General features: G+C 71.2%; 19 protein-coding genes. 12 read left to right on the forward strand and 7 right to left on the reverse strand.

The features are described from left to right. Window positions 1-20: 20 nt before the first annotated feature. Genes ACQEUR_RS12500 through ACQEUR_RS12515 form a run of 4 tightly spaced genes read right to left on the reverse strand, consistent with a single transcriptional unit; the run spans window position 21 to window position 2,218 of the window. Complete coding sequence (locus ACQEUR_RS12500) at window positions 21-908, reverse strand: LLM class flavin-dependent oxidoreductase (RefSeq protein ID WP_433029666.1); 888 nt, start codon at window positions 906-908, stop codon at window positions 21-23. A 23-nt stretch (window positions 909-931) separates the two neighbouring features. Continuing rightward, a complete protein-coding gene (locus ACQEUR_RS12505) occupies window positions 932-1,648 on the reverse strand; it encodes a class I SAM-dependent methyltransferase (protein ID WP_433029668.1) in 717 nt (238 codons plus the stop codon). A 19-nt stretch (window positions 1,649-1,667) separates the two neighbouring features. Next, a complete protein-coding gene (locus ACQEUR_RS12510) occupies window positions 1,668-2,000 on the reverse strand; it encodes a hypothetical protein (protein WP_433029670.1) in 333 nt (110 codons plus the stop codon). Further along, the gene (locus tag ACQEUR_RS12515) at window positions 1,997-2,218 is read right to left on the reverse strand and encodes a hypothetical protein (RefSeq protein WP_433029671.1); all 222 of its coding nucleotides are present in this window, start codon (window positions 2,216-2,218) and stop codon (window positions 1,997-1,999) included. The genes ACQEUR_RS12510 and ACQEUR_RS12515 overlap by 4 nt, the downstream gene beginning before the upstream one ends. A 188-nt stretch (window positions 2,219-2,406) precedes the next feature. Here ACQEUR_RS12515 and ACQEUR_RS12520 point away from each other — a divergent pair, with 188 nt between their 5' ends. The 4 genes from ACQEUR_RS12520 to ACQEUR_RS12535 are packed head-to-tail and all read left to right on the forward strand — an operon-like array spanning window position 2,407 to window position 3,814. Further along, window positions 2,407-3,210: a helix-turn-helix domain-containing protein gene (locus ACQEUR_RS12520; protein WP_433029673.1), complete on the forward strand. Its 804-nt coding sequence runs from the start codon at window positions 2,407-2,409 to the stop codon at window positions 3,208-3,210. After that, window positions 3,201-3,392: a DUF397 domain-containing protein gene (locus tag ACQEUR_RS12525; RefSeq protein WP_433029675.1), complete on the forward strand. Its 192-nt coding sequence runs from the start codon at window positions 3,201-3,203 to the stop codon at window positions 3,390-3,392. The genes ACQEUR_RS12520 and ACQEUR_RS12525 overlap by 10 nt, the downstream gene beginning before the upstream one ends. Before the next feature lie 19 nt (window positions 3,393-3,411). Next, window positions 3,412-3,603, forward strand: coding sequence for a DUF397 domain-containing protein (locus ACQEUR_RS12530; protein WP_433029677.1), 192 nt, complete (start codon window positions 3,412-3,414; stop codon window positions 3,601-3,603). 19 nt (window positions 3,604-3,622) lie between these two features. Further along, entirely contained in the window at window positions 3,623-3,814 is a 192-nt protein-coding gene (locus ACQEUR_RS12535) for a DUF397 domain-containing protein (RefSeq protein ID WP_433029679.1), read from the forward strand. Window positions 3,815-3,990: 176 nt separating this feature from the next. On the opposite strand, the gene ACQEUR_RS12540 is transcribed toward ACQEUR_RS12535, so the two are convergent. Then, the gene (locus ACQEUR_RS12540) at window positions 3,991-4,590 is read right to left on the reverse strand and encodes a dihydrofolate reductase family protein (RefSeq protein ID WP_433029681.1); all 600 of its coding nucleotides are present in this window, start codon (window positions 4,588-4,590) and stop codon (window positions 3,991-3,993) included. 110 nt (window positions 4,591-4,700) lie between these two features. On the opposite strand from ACQEUR_RS12540, the gene ACQEUR_RS12545 reads away from it, so the two are divergent. From ACQEUR_RS12545 to ACQEUR_RS12575, 7 genes are all read left to right on the forward strand, one after another. After that, complete coding sequence (locus tag ACQEUR_RS12545) at window positions 4,701-5,195, forward strand: winged helix-turn-helix transcriptional regulator (RefSeq protein WP_433029683.1); 495 nt, start codon at window positions 4,701-4,703, stop codon at window positions 5,193-5,195. 49 nt (window positions 5,196-5,244) lie between these two features. Beyond that, complete coding sequence (locus ACQEUR_RS12550) at window positions 5,245-6,072, forward strand: peptidylprolyl isomerase (protein ID WP_433029685.1); 828 nt, start codon at window positions 5,245-5,247, stop codon at window positions 6,070-6,072. A 496-nt stretch (window positions 6,073-6,568) separates the two neighbouring features. Beyond that, a complete protein-coding gene (locus ACQEUR_RS12555; RefSeq protein WP_433029687.1) occupies window positions 6,569-12,634 on the forward strand; it encodes a polymorphic toxin-type HINT domain-containing protein in 6,066 nt (2,021 codons plus the stop codon). After that, on the forward strand, window positions 12,634-13,215 hold the full coding sequence (locus ACQEUR_RS12560) for a hypothetical protein (RefSeq protein ID WP_433029689.1): 582 nt from the start codon (window positions 12,634-12,636) through the stop codon (window positions 13,213-13,215). The genes ACQEUR_RS12555 and ACQEUR_RS12560 overlap by 1 nt, the downstream gene beginning before the upstream one ends. 69 nt (window positions 13,216-13,284) lie before the next feature. Next, the gene (locus ACQEUR_RS12565; RefSeq protein WP_433029691.1) at window positions 13,285-14,301 is read left to right on the forward strand and encodes a YncE family protein; all 1,017 of its coding nucleotides are present in this window, start codon (window positions 13,285-13,287) and stop codon (window positions 14,299-14,301) included. Between the two features lie 168 nt (window positions 14,302-14,469). Continuing rightward, the gene (locus ACQEUR_RS12570; RefSeq protein ID WP_433029693.1) at window positions 14,470-14,829 is read left to right on the forward strand and encodes a PadR family transcriptional regulator; all 360 of its coding nucleotides are present in this window, start codon (window positions 14,470-14,472) and stop codon (window positions 14,827-14,829) included. Window positions 14,830-14,840: 11 nt separating this feature from the next. After that, window positions 14,841-16,211, forward strand: coding sequence for a permease prefix domain 1-containing protein (locus tag ACQEUR_RS12575; protein ID WP_433029695.1), 1,371 nt, complete (start codon window positions 14,841-14,843; stop codon window positions 16,209-16,211). Between the two features lie 85 nt (window positions 16,212-16,296). On the opposite strand, the gene ACQEUR_RS12580 is transcribed toward ACQEUR_RS12575, so the two are convergent. Together ACQEUR_RS12580 and ACQEUR_RS12585 are read right to left on the reverse strand one after the other, a co-directional pair. Then, window positions 16,297-16,956 carry a response regulator gene (locus ACQEUR_RS12580; protein ID WP_433029697.1) on the reverse strand — a complete coding sequence of 220 codons (660 nt, stop codon included), beginning with the start codon at window positions 16,954-16,956 and terminating at the stop codon, window positions 16,297-16,299. Next, on the reverse strand, window positions 16,953-18,317 hold the full coding sequence (locus ACQEUR_RS12585) for a sensor histidine kinase (protein WP_433029700.1): 1,365 nt from the start codon (window positions 18,315-18,317) through the stop codon (window positions 16,953-16,955). Before ACQEUR_RS12585 ends, ACQEUR_RS12580 begins: the two co-directional genes overlap by 4 nt. Window positions 18,318-18,465: 148 nt before the next feature. On the opposite strand from ACQEUR_RS12585, the gene ACQEUR_RS12590 reads away from it, so the two are divergent. After that, on the forward strand, window positions 18,466-19,314 hold the full coding sequence (locus ACQEUR_RS12590; RefSeq protein WP_433029702.1) for a class I SAM-dependent methyltransferase: 849 nt from the start codon (window positions 18,466-18,468) through the stop codon (window positions 19,312-19,314). Window positions 19,315-19,319 lie beyond the last annotated feature (5 nt).

Below are 19,319 nucleotides of genomic sequence, written 5' to 3' on the forward strand. Positions count from 1 at the left end.
CCTTGGGGTACGCGGGGATGTCAGCGGTCGAGCGCGGCGAGGACCGGACGTAGCTGGCCGACCGGGTCGTCACCGACCGGGCGCAGCACCACGGTGTGCGCGCCGGCGTCCCACAGGGAGCGGACCGCGTCGGCGGCGGTCCCGGCGGTGCCGCCGGCCACGAACACCTCGTCCGGGGTGGTGCCGAGCCAGCCGGCCTGCCCGGCCACCAGCGATCGCAGCGCCGCGGTGGCGGCGTCGGAGCGGGGGTCGGCGCCCAGGAACGCGAGCACGATCAGCTCGTGGGGCGGCTCGTCCGAGGGCCGCTGCTCGGCGATCTGCGCGAGCGCCCGGGTGAGCGCGGCGGGGCCGTGGCCCTCGGCGATGACGGTGCCGTCGGCCACCCGGCCGGAGAGCCGCAGCGAGCGCGGCCGTACGACTCCGGCGACGACCGGCGGTGCTACGGCCGGCGGGTGCACCAGCCGTACGGCGTCGAGGTGCACGGTGCTGCCGTGCAGGGTGACGGTCTCGCCGCGCAGCAGCGCCCGTACCGCCGTGATGGTCTCCTCCAGCAGCGCGAGCGGGTGCGGGGTGGCCGCGCCGACCTGCCGCATCCAGCCGGTGACCCCGTGCCCGATCCCGGCGGCGAGGCGTTCGGGGAACATCCGGGCCAGCGCCGCCAGTTCCATGGCCAGCAGGGCCGGGTTGCGCAGTGGCGCCGGGGCGATGCTGATGCCGACCCGGATCCGGCCGGTGGCGGCGAGCGCGACGGCCGCCGAGGCCATCGAGCCGGTCCAGCCGAGGTCCTCCACGACCCACAGGTCGTCCACGCCCAGCGCCTCGACCGCGCGGGCGAAGTCGGCGAGGTGCTCCGGCGGCCGGTCCCGGTCGTACAGCACGCCGATCTGTCGGTTCCGTGGTGTCCTCATCGGCCCATGATGGCGGTACGCCGCTACCGGGCGGGGTCGTCCGGTGCCGCCGCCTCGAACAGGGCCACGCAGCCTCGCACGGTGACCCGGACGTCCTGGAACCGGGCGTCGAGCTGGGCACGGAGCCCGGCCAGGTCGTCGCCGTGGTTGTGGAAGATGCCCCGGGCGTTGTAGATCCGCATCAGCCGGCGGGCCGGTGCCGTGGTCGGTACCCCGGAGGAGAGGATGGTGCTGCCGAAGAACCGCCCACCGGGGCGCAGCGCGGTCTTGGCGTTGTCGAGGACGGCACCCTTCTCCGCCCAGGTGCCCGGCAGGCAGTGCAGCAGGAAGTTCGCCCCGACCGAGTCGTAGCCGCCGGCCCGGAGCCGGTCGTCGTCGAAGGGCAGCGGCTGGAGTACGTCGGCCCGGATCGTCGTCGGCCGGTAGCGGGCGATCCGCGCCGCGCTCACCCGCAGCACGGTCGGGTTCATGTCGGCCAGGGTCAGCGTCGGCGCGGGGCCGGGGAAGCGGCACCGGTCCGGGAAGTAGGCGGTGCCGGCGCCGAGTTCGAGGTGGCGTTCGCCGACGTTGCGGTCGTAGTTGGCGAGCATGAGCCGCTTCGGGCACCGCCAGATCAGCCGGCAGGAGAATCCGAGGACGTACAGGTCGTAGCCCGCCAGCACCGTCCGGTTGTAGACGGCCTGCCCGGCGATGACCTCGTCGCGCGCCATCCGCACCACCTCCCCGGCGGATGGTGTCACGTCGGCTCGTCGGCTTCTGTCAGCCCCCCGACGCCGGTGGCGGTTGTCGATCCCGTAGGCGGGCGCGGGCGATCTCCAGCCGGGGTTTCGGCCAGCCGAGGAATCGGGCGTACATCCGGGCGGGGTCGGGACCGGGGTTGGGGTTGAGCAGGTGGAGGTCGTCCATCGCGTCCTGCAGCATGCTGGCGAGGTAGACGTGCAGCGCGATCGGGTCGTTGACGTATTCGATGGTGAGCAGGCTGCGCGCGGTCAGGCAGGGCCAGTCGACGGCGCAGATCCGGCAGAGCCAGATCGGGCGCCGGGGCGTGTGCACCGGTTGCGCCGGTTGCCCGTCGCGGTCGGCGGTGGTCATCGGGCACCGTCGGAGATGGCCGTCGGCGCGTTCCAGGCCCGGAAGTGGCCGTGGTTGACCGGCCGGGCCCGCCCCCGGACCGTCGCCACCGGCGGCAGTGCCGGCGTGGCGGGCCGCCGCTGGTCGCGGCAACCCCACGGCTCGCCGCAGCGGCAGTAGCGCCAGAGCCGTCGCCAGTCCGGGCCGTGTCGTTCCGGGGTACGTCGTAGCCAGCTCACACTCGCGCCTCCTTCTCGGAGTTCGGAGCGGGGACCGCCGCGGATGGGGAGGAGGGGAAGTTTCCGCGACGGTCCCCGGTAGTGACACTCTGCTGTAGACGGCACTACCCTGAGCCCGTTCTGTGTCGGACGAAGCAAGCCGTATTCGCGCAAATCCCGCCGGTCCGCGCCCTGTCAGGAGGACGTCAGTGGAGCACTCGCCGATGCTCGAACACTTCGCCGAGGAGTTGCGCCTCGCCCGGGCCACCGCCGGGGTGTCCCAGGCGGCGCTGGCCGAGGCGATCAGCTATTCGCCGACGCTGGTGGCGAAGGTGGAGACCTGCGAGCGCCGGCCGAGCCTGGACTTCGCCCGCCGCTGCGACCGGTTCTTCGAGACCGACGGCCGCTTCGAACGGATCCAGAAGAAGATCACCCGCGAGATCGTGGTGCGCTACTTCCGCGAGTGGGCCGGCATCGAGGCGGAAGCCAAGGCGCTGCGCTGGTTCGAGCCGTCATACGTGCCGGGGCTGTTGCAGACCGAGGCGTATGCCCGAGCGGTTCTGTCCGGGCCGGGGTTGCTCTCTAGCGATGAGGTCGAGGAGCAGGTGATCGCGCGGCTGGACCGGCAGGAGATCCTGACCCGGGACAAGCCGCCGCTACTCACCTTCGTGCTCGATGAATACGTGCTGCGCCGCCGCATCGGTGGGCCGGCGGTGATGCGCGATCAACTGTTGCATCTGGTGAAGGTCGGCAGCGGTGTGCCCCAGGTGAAGATCCACGTGGTGCCGGCCTCGGTCGGCGCCTACGCCGGGTTGGACGGCCCGTTCATCCTTGCCACCCCGCTAACGGGCGAGCCGGTCGCCTACTTCGAGGGACACTGGACCGGCCAGATGGACGACCGACCGGACTTCGTGGGCCATATGATCGACATCTGGGAGACCGTCCGGAGCGTGGCACTGCCCCACCAGCAGTCGCTCGACCTGATCGCGGAGGTGGCGGAGACGTGGAGTTGACCGGCGCTCAGTGGCGCAAGAGCAGCCGCAGCAACAGCAGCGGCGGTGCCTGCGTGGAGGTCGCGGACAACCTGCCCGGCCTGGTCGCGGTCCGCGACAGCAAGGACCCGACCGGCCCCACCCTCACCTTCGGCCCCACCGCCTGGCGCGGCTTCCTCAGCGGACTCGCCCGCCAGCACTGACTTCGGAGGTGTCAGCGAGATGAAGCTGACCGGCGCCGCGTGGCGCAAGAGCAGCCGCAGCAACAGCAGCGGCGGTGCCTGCGTGGAGGTCGCGGACAACCTGCCCGGCCTGGTCGCGGTCCGCGACAGCAAGGACCCGACCGGCCCCACCCTCACCTTCGGCCCCACCGCCTGGCGCGGCTTCCTCAGCGGACTCGCCCGCCAGCACTGACTTCGGAGGTGTCAGCGAGATGAAGCTGACCGGCGCCGCGTGGCGCAAGAGCAGCCGCAGCAACAGCAGCGGCGGTGCCTGCGTGGAGGTCGCGGACAACCTGCCCGGCCTGGTCGCGGTCCGCGACAGCAAGGACCCGACCGGCCCCACCCTCACCTTCGGCCCCACCGCCGGGCGCGGCTTCGTCTCCGGCGTCACCCGCCGGCCCTGACTCCCCGCCGGAAGTCAGTTGCCGAATGAGCGCGATGCCTGTCAGGCATAGATATGCCTCAGAGGCATCACGTTCAACCGGCATGTAGCCGCCGGCCGAGCCCCGGGGCCGAGCCGCCGGGGCCGTGGCGTCGGGGCCGTGGCGTCGGGGCCGTGGCGTCGGGGCCGTGGCGTCGGTCAGCGGAGCGGCCGGTAGCTGATGTGCGTGACCAGCGACGCCGCCCGGGCGGTGACGAGTTCGAGCTGTTGCGGCGGCACGCCGTCGAAGAGGCGTTCGCCGGCGCCGAGGGTGACCGGGGCGACGTGGGTGCGCAGCTCGTCGATCAGGCCGGCGGCGAGGTACTGGTTGACGGTGGCCGCCCCGCCGGCGATGGCCACGTCCCGATCACCGGCCGCCGTGCGCGCCTGGTCGAGGGCCGACTCGATGCCGTCGGTCACGAACGTGAACGTCGTGCCGCCTTGCATTGTCAGGGGTTCGCGCGGGTGGTGCGTCAGCACGAACACCGGGGCGTGGTAGGGCGGATCCTCGCCCCACCAGCCCGTCCAGCCGAGGTCCCACTCGCCCCGCACGGGTCCGAACATGTTGCGGCCCATCACGAACGCGCCGGCCGCGACGATCCGGTCCACCTCCGCCCTGTTCTCGTCCGGAGTCTCGAACATCCAGGCGTGCAGCCGGTCGGTCGGGCCGTCGCCGAACGGCTTTTCCGCCGTCTGGCCGGAACCGGCGACGAAGCCGTCGGCAGAGATCGAGATGTCGCAGACCACCCGCTGGCTCATGAAACTCTCCGTCCCATCGCTACTGATTGCATCTAGCAATCGGTACAGGTGCGACAGTAGTCCATCCGGTTGTAGACTGCAATCAGTATCTGGAGGGAAGGCGGAGCATCGTGGTGGAGCAGCAACGGTCGGGCTGTCCGATCAACCTCTCGGTGGAGGTCCTCGGCGACAGGTGGTCACTGGTGATCATCCGCGACATGATGTTCGGCAACCGCCGGCACTTCCGCGAGCTGCTGCACGGCTCCGAGGAGGGGATCGCCTCGAACATCCTCGCCGACCGCCTCCACCGGCTCACCGAGCGCGGCCTCGTCTCCCGAGCCCCGGACCCGAGCCACAAACAAAAGGTGATCTACAGCCTCGCCGAACCCGCCATCCAGCTCGTCCCGGTGCTGGCCCACCTCGGCGCCTGGGGACGGCGCCACCTGCCGGTCACCCGCGAGCTGGCGATCCGTGCCGAACTGCTGGAGCGGGGCGGCCCCGAGCTGTGGGACGAGTTCATGGACGAACTCCGCGAGCAGCATCTCGGCATCCCCCGGCCGGCCGGTCGCGAGTCCGTCTTCACCCGGTTGACCGAGGCGTACGAGGCGGAACTCGCCCGGGGCTGACGCTCGGACCGGGCCGCACCTTCATCGACCTTCTCGGTAGGCTGCCCGGGTGAACCAGCCCCCGCCCGAACCGCCCGTCGGACCCGGTCAGCCCGCTCCCCCGTACCAGCAGGCCCCGCCGCCTCCGGCGAAGAGCCGGCGCCCGCTGGTGATCGGGCTGGTCAGCGCGGCCGTCGCGGTGGTGCTCTGCCTGGGCCTCGGCTGCGCGGGTCTGGTCACCTACTACCTGCGCAGCGGCGAGAGCGACGACGCGTCGGGCCCGGCCGGCCGGCCCCCGGCCCCGTCGTCGGCCGGATCGTCGCCACGCAACCCCACCTCGTGCGGCGCCGGCACCCGACCGACGCAGCCCGAGACCAGTGTGGTCGGGACGCCGGACTTCGCCGCGGCACCCACCAGCGGCACCGCCACGATGCGGATCGGGACCAACCTCGGGCCGATCGTCATCACCATCGACCGGGCCCGCACGCCGTGCACGGCGGCCAGCTTCCAGCACCTCGCCAACCGGAAGTTCTTCGACCAGAGCCGCTGCCACCGGCTGGTCACCGAGGGAATCTTCGTCCTCCAGTGCGGCGACCCGACCGGCACCGGGCAGGGCGGGCCGGACTACCAGTTCGCCGACGAGAACCTGGACGGTGCGCGGTACACCCGGGGCGTGGTGGCGATGGCGAACGCCGGTGCCGGCACGAACGGCAGCCAGTTCTTCATCATCTACCGGGACAGTGACCTGCCGCCGAACTACACCCCGTTCGGCACCGTGACGAGCGGGCTCGACATCGTGGAGCGGGTCGCGGCCGGCGGCCACGACGACTCCTTCGGAGCGGCCGGCGGCGGGGTGCCGAAGGTCGCCATCACCATCCAGACGCTCACCGTCGACTGACCCACCCTTCTCGGACCCCACCCTTCCCGGGCCGCATCAGAAGATGTGAATACCCGACAGTAAACGGGGTCGAGAAGTGTTGCCTTCCATCGATATCCTTTCACTCAGCTATCGGGGATAGCGATGGAAGGGGGCACACGGGGGAGCCGGCCGACCTGACGGCCGATGGTCGCGATCTCTGATCCGACCACTGTCGATTCGGGCAGTTCAGCCCCGATAGCACGATCATCTTTCTCTCGCGGCAGCAGCACCCAGCCGCAATTCCTGCTATTCACCTGCGCATTCTTCGCCATGCGCCGACCTGGCATGCCCTGAACTCATAGCGCACCGAGTTGTTTCTGCGCTGACATCGTCATGCCCTGATCGGTTCCTGGCGACCGATGTGGCCGATCACTACGGCCAGGACATTCCGACGAAGGGTACGGGTGGCGTGGAACGCTACAGACGGTTCATCAGCTTCGGATTGTTACCGACCTTGGTGCTCAGCCTGGCGGCTGTGGCACCGACGCCGGCCGCCACGGCAGCGCCCGCCGCCGCGAAAGCCCGGCCGGAGACGACGCCCCGCTCGGACGGACCCCGCCCGGCGGTGGCCACCTGCCCGGCGCCGACCCGCTCGCCCGCGACCACCTCCGCCCGGCAGGCGCCGGCCCCCCGGGCGCTCCGCTCGACGGCCGCGCTCCAGGTCGACGCCGCCTACTCCGCGCCGGACGCGCCTCGCCGGATAATTCCCGGCGACGAGTACCCGATCCAGGTCACCGTCCGGAACACCACCGACGCGATCCTGCCGAAGAGCAGTTACGTGCTGTCGTACCGCTGGTTCAGCCCCGACGGGCGGGACCGCACCGGGACCAACCGGCTGGAGACCGCCCTGCCGACGGACCTGGCGCCCGGGGCGTCGGTGCTGGTGGAGGCGAAGGTCAAGGCACCGGGCGAGAGCCTGCTCGGCCAGGACCGCGAGCGCTACGTCCTCGCCTGGGACCTGCGGGACACCGACCGCCGCACCTGGCTCTCCGAGACCGCCGACGTGCCGCCGCTGCGCCAGGACGTCACCGTCGAGCACCTCACCTCCGACCAGCTCGGCCTGGAGAGCTTCTACCAGTACGCCGGCACCGCGACCGGGGCCGGCTCCGGCATCTCGGTGAACGCCTTCTCCGGCAACGCCGTCCTCGACTACAGCCCGATCGCCAACCCCAGCCGGGGGCCGGTCACCTTCGTCCGGCTCGCCTACAACAGCCAGGACGGCTCGACCTCCGCGCTCGGTCCCGGCTGGTCACTGGCCACCTCCACGCTGACCCGGCTCGGCTCGCCGCTGGAGTTCCAGGGCGGCCTGCTGGGCGACCCGGAGCGGGTGACGCTGGTCGACGGGGACGGCACCGGACACCACTTCAAGCTGAACCGCCACGACAGTCTCGACCGGTCGAAGTGGACCTACGACAGCCCGGCCGGGGTGAACCTGCTGTTGCAGCGGACCGCGGAGGACGACGACGCCCGCCGCTGGTCGATGACCGGCCCCGACCGGACCCGGATGTACTTCGACGAGCGCGGCTACCAGACCGCGACGGTCGACCGCAACGGCAACGAGCTGACCTTCGAGTACGCGCAGGCCAGCATCGGCAACCGGCACACCGGCGTACTCACCGGGCTGGTCGACGCCACCGGGCGGCGCACCCTCACCCTCGACTACTACCAGCCCGGCGACGACTACGCGTACTTCGACGGGCTGGTCAAGCGGCTGGCGCAGAACCTGACCAACGCCAGCATCGCGCACCAGCTCCGCTCGATCACCGACGTCTCCGGCCGCACGCTGACCTTCACCTACAACGAGGACGGGGAACTCCAGGAGATCGTCGACGGCGCCGGCACCCCGCAGGCGCGGGCCTTCGGCTTCCACTACGACGACGGCCGGCTGGTCCGGGCCGTCGACCCGAACGGCCACCACACCGACATCGCGTACCACGACAGCGGCGCCGGGTCGCTGCTGCGCGGCCGGGTCGCCGAACTCACCGACCGCCGGGGGCACGGCACCGACTTCGGGTACGCCGACGCGGACGGCGGTGACGGCTCGAAGCTGACCTCGACGGTGACCGACGCCAACGGCAACCCGACACAGTTCCTGCTCGACGGGTACGGCCGGGTCGAGGAGCTGACCAACGCCAGGGGCGAGGTCACCAAGCTGGTCTGGGACGCGGACAACAACGTGGTCCGGCTGCGCGAGCACAACGGCGCGCTGAGCACCTGGACGTACGACGAGAAGACCGGCTACCCGCTGGAGATCCGGGACGCCGAGGCGAACGCGCACGACCACCCGCCGACCCGGCTCGGCTACCGGTTCGCGCTGGACGGGCACGTCGCCGACCTCACCGAGAAGACCTCTCCGGAGGGGCGGCGCTGGCAGTTCGTCTACGACGACAAGGGCAACCTGGTCGCGGTCACCGACCCGAAGGGCGCGGCCACCGAAGCCGACGGTGACTACACCAGCCGGTACGTCTACGACGAGTTCGGGCACCTCACCAGCACCACCGACGCCAACGGCAACCCGACCACCTACGCCGACTACGACGCGAACGGCTATCCGCGCCGGATCACCGACGCGCTCGGCTGTTCCAGCTTCTTCAGCTACGACGCGACCGGCAACGTGTTGTCCTCCGTAGACGCCCGGCAGAAGACCCGCACCTTCACGTACGACATCCTCAACCGCCCGCTGAGCACGAAGATCCCCAAGGACGCGGCGGCGGGTGAGTACATCGTCACGCCGGGCCCGAAGTACGACCCGAACGACAACATGATCACGTTGACCGCGGCGAACGGCGCGGTCACCCGGTCCGAGTACGACGAGAACGACCAGCTCGTCGCGCTCACCGCGCCCCGTGAGTCGGCCGGCGAGCCGGCGAAGACCAGCACCCTGCGCTACGACCCGGTCGGCAACCTGCTCACGGAGACCCGGCCCCGGGGCACGCTGACCCGGGACGACCCGGACGACTTCGTCACCCGCTACAGCTACGACGAGCTGAACCGGCGGCTGACCATCACCGACCCGCTCGGCCACCGCAGCACGGCGGCGTACGACGCGGTCGGCAACCTGGTCACCGAGGTCGACCCGAAGAAGAACCAGACCGCCGACCCGAACGACTACACCACCAAGTACGAGTACGACCTCAACCACCGGGTCACTGCCGTGGTCGACGCGGCCGGGCACCGGGCCAGCGTCCGCTACGACCGGGACGGCAACGTCGTCGAGACCACCGACCAGGAGGGCAACACCAGCCTGACCCGCCTGGACGAGCGGGGCATGGTGGTCGAGGCCCGGACGCCGCACTCCGGCGACGGCGACGACCTCCGCTACTTCACCAGCCGCTACGAGTACGACCAGGTCGGCAACCCGACCCGGACCACCCTGCCGCGCGGGGCGGAGACCGCCGACGAAGCGAACGACTTCGTGCAGACCGTCGTCTACGACGAGCTGAACCGGATCAAGGAAAAGCACCTGCCGTTCGACCCGGACGACGGGACGGTCAACGCCCCGGACAAGATCTTCTACAGGTACGACCAGGTCGGGCAGCTCACCGAGGTCAGCGCACCGCCCTCGGAGGGGCAGAGCGTCCGCAACGTCACCCGGCAGACCTACTACGACAACGGCTGGCTGCGCGGCTCGGTCGACCCGTTCGGCATCCGGACCAACTACGACTACAACGCCGTCGGCGCGCAGACCTCCCGTACCTTCGTCAGCGCGGGCGGCGGATCCAGCCGCACCATGAGCTGGGAATACTTCCTCAACGGCAAGCTCAAGTCCCGCTCGGACGACGGCATACCGGTCGGCCAGCACGTGGTGCTGGTGGACAACTCCGACGCCAACCACACCGAGACCACCGGCGCCAGCTCCGGGGCCCGGACCGACGAGTACACCATCGGGTACGACGCGCTGGACCGGGCGACCTCGATCGAGGAGCGCAAGGACGGCGCGCTGCGCAACACCACCGGCTACGAGTACGACCCGAACGGCAACATCTCGGCCTGGCGGCACGACGACCAGACCGCGACCTTCGGATACGACGCCCGCGACCTGCTGGAGCGGGTCACCAACCGGGCCACCGGGGCGGACGCCGAGGACCGGGTCAGCACGTTCAGCTACACCGCCCGGTCGCACGTGCGGCAGCAGGTCAAGCCGAACGGCAACACCGTCGACTTCGAGTACTACCGCGACGGGCTGCTACGGCACCAGGTGGAGAAGAAGTCCGGCGGCACGGTGGTCAACGAGCACACGCTGGAATACAACGCCAACTCGCACAAGACCAAGGACACCGCCCGGCTCCAGAACGCCGACGACCACGACGACTACCTCGACAACGTCGTCACCTACGACTACGACCCGCGCGACCGGGTCCGCACGGTGACGAAGTCCGGCACCGACGGGGACGAGAAGTCCACCGAGACGTACCGGCACGACGCGAACAACAACATCATCGAGCAGAAGGTCAAGGACGACACCACCACCTTCCGGTACGACCGCAACCGGCTGGCCTCGTCCACCGTCGACGGCACCACCTTCGTCTACGGCTACGACCCGTTCGGCCGGCTCAGCCGGATCAGCACCGGCGGCGAGCAGACCGAGCGCTACATCTACGACGGCTTCGACCGCACCGCCGAATACCGGCAGGGCACCGGGGCCGCCACCAACACCACCCGGTACGCGTACGACCCGCTGGACCGGACGGTGAGCCGGACCGCGAAGGCGGGCGGCGACGACGCCAAGACCACCACCCTGGACTACCTGGGGCTGACCGAGCAGGTGCTCACCGAGCGGGTCGACGGCGAGCTGCGCAAGTCCTATCAGTACTCGCCCTTCGGAGAACTGCTCGGGCAGCTCAGCGACCCGGAGGACGGCGAGCGGGAGCAGTCCTACCACAGCTACAACGCGCACGCCGACGTGGAGAGCCTGACCGACGAGGAGGGCAACAACCGCTCCACCTACGGCTACACCGCGTACGGCGGCGACGACACCGCCTCCTTCACCGGCGCCGACAAGCCCGACGCCGGCAACCCGGACGCCGAACCGGAGGGCGTCTACCGGTTCAACACCGCCCGCTGGGACTCCGCCTCCGGCAACTACGACATGGGGCTGCGCGACTACAGCCCCGGGGAGAACCGGTTCCTCTCGCTCGACCTCTACAACGGCGCCCTGTCGGACCTGTCGCTCTCGGTGAACCCGTTCACGATGAACCGGTACTCCTTCGGCGGCGGCAACCCGATCAGCATGGTCGACCTGACCGGGCACTGGCCGTCGTTGAGCGACATCGGCCACGCCGCGCTCGACGTCGCCGGTTTGATCCCGGTGGTCGGCGAGGTCGCGGACGTCGCCAACGGCGTCTGGTACCTCGCCGAGGGCAACGAGGTCGACGCCGCGCTTTCGTTCACCTCGGCGATCCCGCTCGCCGGGTACGGCGCCACCGCGGTCAAGGCCGGCAAGTACGGCAAGGCCGGTCTCGATGCGGCCCAGGGCACCGCGAAGGGCGCCGACGACGTGGCGGCCGGTGCCAGGGGTGCGCCCACCCCGAGGACCGGCGGGGACGCTCCGCCCGCTCCCCCGGCCAGGGGCGGCGGCGACACACCGTCCGGCGGCAACGCCCCGGCCGGCGGGAACGCCCCGGCCGGCCCGGCCAAACCCCCGCCGCCACCCCAGGCACCGCCGGCCGCGCCGAAGCCGGCGGGCTGCCGCAACAGCTTCGCACCGGGCACCGGCGTGGTGCTGGCCGACGGCACCACCAGGCCGATCGAGGATGTTCAGGTCGGTGACCAGGTGCTGGCGACCGACCCGGTCACCGGGCTGACCGAGTCCCGGCCGGTGGTCGCGCTGATCGTCGGCGAGGGTACGAAGGACCTGGTCGAGGTCACCGTCGACACCGACGGGGCGCGGGGCGACGCCACCGGCACGGTCATCGCCACCGCCGGGCACCCGTTCTGGCTGGACGCCGAGGGGCGCTGGGCGGATGCCGAGGATCTGGCGGCCGGTGACTGGCTCCGTACGGACGATCGGGAACTCGTCCGGGTCCTCTCCGTACGGGCCTGGAGCCAGCAGCAGCGGGTGCACAACCTGACCGTCGACGGGCTGCACACGTACTACGTCGCGGTGGGCACCGAGCCGGTGCTCGTGCACAACTGCGATCCGGTGCCGAACAGCAGGCCCGACGAGCTTCCGATCGAACTGATGGAGGCCGACCTCCGGGGGGTCAGCCCGACGTATGCGGGATCGGACGACTTTGCCGCCGCACTGGGCAAGGACGGCGATTTCATCTGGGCGCTCGACGATGCGGGCCGATTGGGAATAGCGCCTGCCCTGGAAGGAATCAAGCACACGGTGATCACCGGCGGAAGTGCGGTACTCGGGGCGGGCCAGATGACGGTCCGAGGTGGACGGGTAACCTCGTTCGACAATTGGACCGGACATTACACTCCCTGCTCGGCATGCTCCCAGACGTTCCTCCAACGCGGTTCCGACGCATTCTTGTCGGCCGGCGTTAGGATACCGCTCAGGGCATGGAGGGATTACGGAGGCCGCGCTCAATAATGACCACCCACCGAGAGCAATACGACCGGCTGCGCAACCTCCCCCCCGATGAGCGGGCAGGGTGGATCCGCAGCACCTATCCGGCGGGCACCGGAATCCAGTGGTGGTTTTCCGTTCTCGGATCGGCGGAGACGGAGGTTTCGGCGAGGCTGGTACGGGGCGAGCCGGCAGACGCCGACCCATTCGCGTTCGCCGTGTCCATCGTCGAGCTGGGCACGACGATGGGGGAGGTCGACCCGCCGCACGCCGCGTACTGGCTGGTCAGGTTCGCGGCAATGGCACTGCGGTTCGACACCCCGCCCCCCGGGCTCCCCGACGAGGTAACCCCGGACGGCTCGGCCCGGGCCGCGATAGCCGCGATTCCACTGACCGAGGAAGAGGCCCTCAAAGCCGCGGAAAGGCGCAGTCGGGAATTTCGGGAGGGCATCGACGGCCCAGCCGACGAGGAAACCCGGGCGCTCCAGGATCTGGAGCGGGTGGTTTCGTCACTCGACCGGGTGCGCGGCCACGTGACAGATCCCGGCCTGACCGCGCGGATCGATCGGTGGCTGGAGGTCTATGAACGCCTGGCCCCTACCTGACAGAAATCCGGATTTCTAGAGGCGACCGACGAAAGAGGAGTGGAAAAAATGCGCAGGTTCACCCTCCGAATGGCAACCGGATCGGCGCTGGCGGCGCTGCTCCTGGCCGCCGCAGGCGGGCCGGCCCAGGCGGACGACGACCGGCTGCCGCTGCCGAACTACGGGGACATCGTGGTCGACGACGTCCACGACCGGGTGTTCGTCAGCGGCGGCCCGACCACCAACGGCATCGTGGTGACCGACTTCTCCGGCCGGGTGAAGAAGACCATCACCGGCCAGCCCGGGGCGACCGGCCTGGCGCTGAGCGCCGACAGCACCACGCTCTACGCCGCGCTGGCCAGCGGCGACGCCATCTCGGCGATCGACACCACGACCTACGCCGAGACGGCCCGCTACCCGGTCGGCTCGCAGACCTGCCCGACCCACCTGGCCCGGACCGGCAGCACGGTCTGGTTCGGGTACGGCTGCGAGAGCGAGTGGGCCGGGAAGATCGGCGCGCTGGACACCGCGGCCACCCCGCCGGCGATCACGCTCGACCGGCAGGGCGAGGCGATCTTCCAGCGGGCCCCGTTGCTCGGCGCGGTGAGCGCCGACGCCGGGCCGCTGGTCGCCGGGCAGCTCTCGCTGAGCCTGTCGACGGTGCGGGTCTTCTCGGCGGCCGGTGTCGAGCTGACCGAGGGCGCGACGGGTGACGTGGTCGGCAGCAGCCTGGCCGACCTGGCGCTGAGCCCGGACGGGGCGACCCTGTTCACCGCCTCCGGGTCGCGGGACCACGCCGAGGCGTTCGCCCCGGCCGACCTGGCCCGGCGCGGGGCGTACGCCACCGGGTTCCGGCCGAACTCGGTGACCCCGTCGCCGGACAGCCGCTACCTCGCCATCGGCCGCAACACCAGCGGCCGGGAGGACGTGCTGATCTACGAGGTGGGCGGCATCCTGCCGGAAAAGAAGATCGACCTGGACAGCGGCGAGGTGGCGGCCACCCGCGGCCTGGCCTGGTCCGGCGACCTGAAGTACCTCTTCGTGGTGACCCAGCGGGCGACCAGCAGCGTTCCGGCGCTGGAGGTGGTCTCCCGGCCGACGGACTGAACGGGTTCCGCAGCGGCCCCGCCGGCACCGGTGCCGGCGGGGCCGCTGCGCGCGGACGCACCGACCGGACGCGGAGGGTCTCCCTGCCGGGCGGTGGTGACGACCGGGATTGCGGTGCCGCAATACCTAGAACTATTATGCATTGAGGTTCTAGGGTTAGGTGGTCCGATGCACATCACCAAAGATCTCGTCGCGGCCTCCGCGACGCCACTCGTGCTGGGCATCCTCGCCGAGGGCGAGAGCTACGGTTACGCGATCCTCAAGCAGGTCAACGACCTGTCGGGTGGGCAGTTGGAGTGGACCGACGGGCTGCTCTACCCGCTGCTGCACCGGTTGGAGCGGCACGGGCACGTCGAGTCGGCCTGGCAGACCCCGCCCGGGGGACGCCGCCGCAAGTACTACCGCATCACCGATCAGGGCCGGGCCGAGCTCGCCGAGCAGCGCCGCCAGTGGGCCACGGTCGTCGACGCCCTGCGCGGCGTCTGGAGCTCGGCGCAGACCATCAGGCCGATCACGGCACCGGCGTGAGGGGCGGGACGATGACCGGCGACAGCGACAACGACCTGGAGGGCCAGATCGCGCAGTGGCGGGCCTACACCCATCGCCGCCGCGAGCTGCACCACACCGACACCGAGGAGCTGGAAGACCATCTCCGCAGCCGGATCACCGAGCTGAGCGAGGCCGGCCTGCGGGCCGACGAGGCGTTCCTGATCGCGGTCAAACGCATGGGCAGCCTCGACGAGCTGTCCCGGGAATTCGCCCGCGAACATTCCGAGCGGCTGTGGAAACAGCTCGTGCTACCCGGAGAGCCGGACGCGCGCACCGCCGCCCGTACCCGGCGCGAGTTGCCGGTCATGGTGCTCTGCGCGGCCGTCGCGGCGCTCGCGATCAAGGTGCCGGCCTGGTTCGGGCTTGACATCTCAGGAGACGATGGCGACTTCTGGGCGCGAAACATCAGCCTCTTCGCGCTGCCGGCGCTGGCCGCGTACTTCGCCTGGCAACGGCGGGTCGGACCGCGGGTCATCGGGGTGCTCGCGGCACTGTTCGTCCTCGGCGCGGTCGCCGCGAACGCGTATCCGCTGGCCGGTGACTCGCAGACCATCGCGCTCACCGCGATCCACCTGCCGCTCGCACTGTGGCTGGTCGTCGGCGTCGCCTACGTGGGCGGTGACTGGCGTTCCGACCGGCGGCGGATGGACTTCATCCGGTTCACCGGGGAGTGGCTGATCTACCTCGCCCTCATCGGGCTGGGTGGCGGCGTCCTCACGGCCTTCACGGTGGGCACCTTCAACGCCATCGGCCTCGACGCCGAGGGATTCGTCGAATCGTGGCTGCTGCCGTGCGGCGCCATGGCCGCGATCATCGTGTCGGCCTGGCTGGTCGAGGCGAAGCAGAGCGTCATCGAGAACATGGCGCCGGTGCTGACCCGCGTCTTCACACCGCTCTTCGCGGCCACCCTGCTGGCCTTCCTGGTCGCCATCATCTGGACCACCAACGGCATCGACGTCGAGCGCGACGTGCTCATCCTCTTCGACCTGCTGCTCGTCGTCGTGCTGGGCCTGCTGCTGTACGCCATCTCGGCCCGTGACCTCGCCGCCCGGTCCGGTCTCTTCGACCACGTGCAGCTCGCGCTCGTCGTCACCGCCCTGATCATCGACGCCATCGTGCTGGCGGCGATCACCGGCCGGATCACCGAGTGGGGTTTCAGCCCCAACAAGACGGCGGCACTGGGCGAGAACCTCATCCTCCTCACCAACCTGGCGTGGTCGGCATGGCTGTTCCTCGGCTTCGTACGTGGCCGCACACCCTTCGCCCGCCTGGAGCAGTGGCAGACCCGTTACGTCATCGTCTACGCCGCCTGGGCCTGGACGGTGGTCCTCGTCTTCCCGTTCGTCTTCGACTTCGCCTGAGCCCGGTCGGAGTCCGTGACCATCGGGTGGCACCCGCCGACGCGGGCCGGGTGCCACCCGATGCGTGTCCTGCGGCGGGACCGGCTCAACCGTCCGTCGACGGGACCACGAAGCCGGCCTCGTACGCGGCGATGACCGCCTGGGTACGGTCCCGGGCGCCGAGCTTGCCGAGCAGGTTCCCGACGTGCGTCTTGACCGTCTCCACCCCGAGCACCAGCTCGGCCGCGATCTCCTGGTTGGACAGCCCGGTGGCCATCAGGCGCAGTACCTCGCCCTCCCGCTCGGTCAGCCGGGCGCGGCGCAGCCGGTCCCCGGCCGACCCGCGCCCGTACGCCGCGACCAGCCGCCGTACCGCCGCCGGGAAGAGCAGCGACTCGCCCCGGGCCACCACCCGGATCGCGTCCACCACCTCGGCCGGGCGGGCCCGCTTGAGCAGGAAGCCGTGCGCTCCGGCGCGCAGCGCCTCGTAGACGTACTCGTCGTTCTCGAACGTGGTGACCACCAGGATCCGGGGCGGGTCGGCCGAGGTGGCCAGCAGGTGGCGGGTGGCCTGGATCCCGTCGATCGCCGGCATCCGTACGTCCATCAGCACCACGTCCGGGCGCAGCCTGGCCACCAGCGGCGGCACCTCCGCACCGTCCACCGCCTCGCCGACCACGGCCAGGTCGGGTTGGGCGTCGATGATGGCGCGCAGCCCGATCCGGATCAGCTCGTCGTCGTCGACGAGCAGGACTGAGATCCTCACGTTTCCCGCTCCCCCGCTGTCCCGGTCGGCAACCGGACCGCGACCCGCCAGGCGCCGTCCGCCGGGCCGGCGGTCATCCGCCCGCCCAGCAGCAGCACCCGCTCCCGCATGCCGGCCAGGCCCCGACCGCGCCGGCGCCGGCCGGCCGCGCGGTCGGACCCCGCCCCGGCAGGTCGCCCCGGCGGCCCGTCCAGCGCGTTGACCAGGTCGATCTCCAGGCTTCCCGCCGGTACGGCGATCCGCAGCGTCACCGCCCGACCGCCCGCGTGCCGGGCCGCGTTGGTCAGTCCCTCCTGGACGATCCGGTAGCCCTCCCGGGAGACCACCGCCGGCAGCGCCTCCAGCGCACCGTCCCGCTCGACGGTCACCGGGAGTCCGGTGGCCCGGGTGTCGGCGACGAGCCGGTCCAACTCGGCGAGAGTCCGCTGCGGCGCGAGCCCGTCATCGCCGACCCCCGCCGCTCCGCCGGCCGCACCGGCCCCCGCGGAGTCGTCCCGCTGGTCGTCGCCGTACCGCTGGTCGTCGCCGTCCCGCTGGCGGAGCAGCCCGAGCACGTGATCCAGGTCCGCCATCGCGGCGCGGCCGGTCTCCTCGATCGCCCGCAGCGCCCGGCGGGCGAACTCCGGGTCACGGTCGAGCAGTTCACCGGCGGCGGCGGCCTGCAGGGTGGCGACGGTGAGCGCGTGCCCGACCGAGTCGTGCAGCTCGCGGGCCAGCCGGTTGCGCTCGGCGAGCCGGCCGGCCCGGTGCTCCAGCGCGGCGATCCGTTCGGTCTGCGAGGGGCCGAGCAGCACCGGCGCCATCACGGTCGCCAGCGCGCCCAGCCCGGCGACGGCGTACCCGATCAGGACCAGCAGCAGCACGCCGGTCAGGGTGAGCCAGCCGCTGTCGCCCTCGTCCAGGGGACCGATCCGCAGCCCGGTGATCGCGCCGGTGCTGACCCCGAAGCGCTGGGCGATGAAGAGCAGAGCCATCGGCAGGGCCGCGACCAGGCCGAGCCCGACCAGCCCACCGACCAGCAGGTGGGTGCCGATCCAGAGCGCCGAGCGCAGCCGGGTCTCCCGGTCGATTCCGGCGCCGGGCGCCGGGTCGGGCAGGTCGACGTCGAGCAGCGCCCGGACCGCCGCGATCTCCAGGGCGCGCGTCCCGCGCAGGAACAGCGGTACGGCGGCGATCACGGCAGCGACGGCCAGCACCACCATGGTCGCCGCCCGGGGTACGGCGCCGTCGGCGAGCATCTGGGTGAAGGCCACCGTGAGCAGCACGTACGGCAGCAGGAGCACCCCGCCCAGCAGCAGGAAGGTGCCCCGGCGGTAGGTGGAGCCACTGGTCAGCGGCGCCAGCGCGGCGCGGATCGGCACGCCGCCCATTCTGCCCCGCCGCGGCCGTCCGCCGTCAGCCCCGCGCGGCGTCGAGCACGCCGCCGAACCGGTGCACCCGGCAGGCTCCTCCCGGCATGTCGGGTGCGGACAGTAGCGATCTATCCCGTTAAAAGGCACAATTCCCGGCATGACGGCAGGCAGCTTCCAGACCCGGGTGATCCGACGGGCACGGGCGATCAGCGCCGCGCTCAGCGTGCCGCCGTACGTGAAGCCGGGCCACTTCTACTCACCGGCCACCGCTCCGGCCGACCGGGCGACGGCGGTGGGCTGGCGCGACCGGCCGCCGGTGGGGGTGGACCTGCGGGAGGCGGAGCAGCTCCGGCTGGCGGGTGAGCTGGCACCGCTGCTGCGGGAGCTGCCCACCGACCGGTGGCACGACCACAACGGCATGTACGGCCGCACCGACGCCGCCGTACTGCACGCGATGCTCCGGCACCACCGGCCGGCCCGGATGATCGAGGTCGGCTCCGGCTACTCCACCGCGGTCGCCCTCGACGTGGCCGAGCGGTACCTGCCCGAGCTGCGGATCACCTGCGTCGAGCCGTACCCGGCACGGCTCCGCACCCGGCTGCGCCCCGGCGACCGGGTCGAGCTGATCGAGCGGCGGGTGCAGGAGGTCGACCAGTCCACCTTCGCCGCCCTCCGGTCCGGCGACATCCTCTTCGTCGACTCGACCCACGTGGTCAAGGCCGGCTCCGACGTGGTGTGGCTGCTGCTGCACGTGCTCCCCACGCTGAACCCCGGGGTGATCGTGCACGTGCACGACATCCACTGGCCGTTCGAATATCCGGAGAAGTGGCTGCGCGAGGGGCGGGACTGGACCGAGGTCTACCTGCTCCGGGCGTTCCTCACCGACAACGCCGCCTGGCAGGTGCTGCTCTTCACCTCATGGCTCTGGACCCGGCGGCCGGAGGCGGTACCGGCCGAACTGCGCGGGCTGCCGACCGGGGCGTTCTGGATGCGCCGCGCCCGCTGAGCCGG

Origin of the sequence: Plantactinospora sp. CA-290183, from assembly GCF_050936375.1 — a bacterium.
Lineage (GTDB): Bacteria > Actinomycetota > Actinomycetes > Mycobacteriales > Micromonosporaceae > Plantactinospora.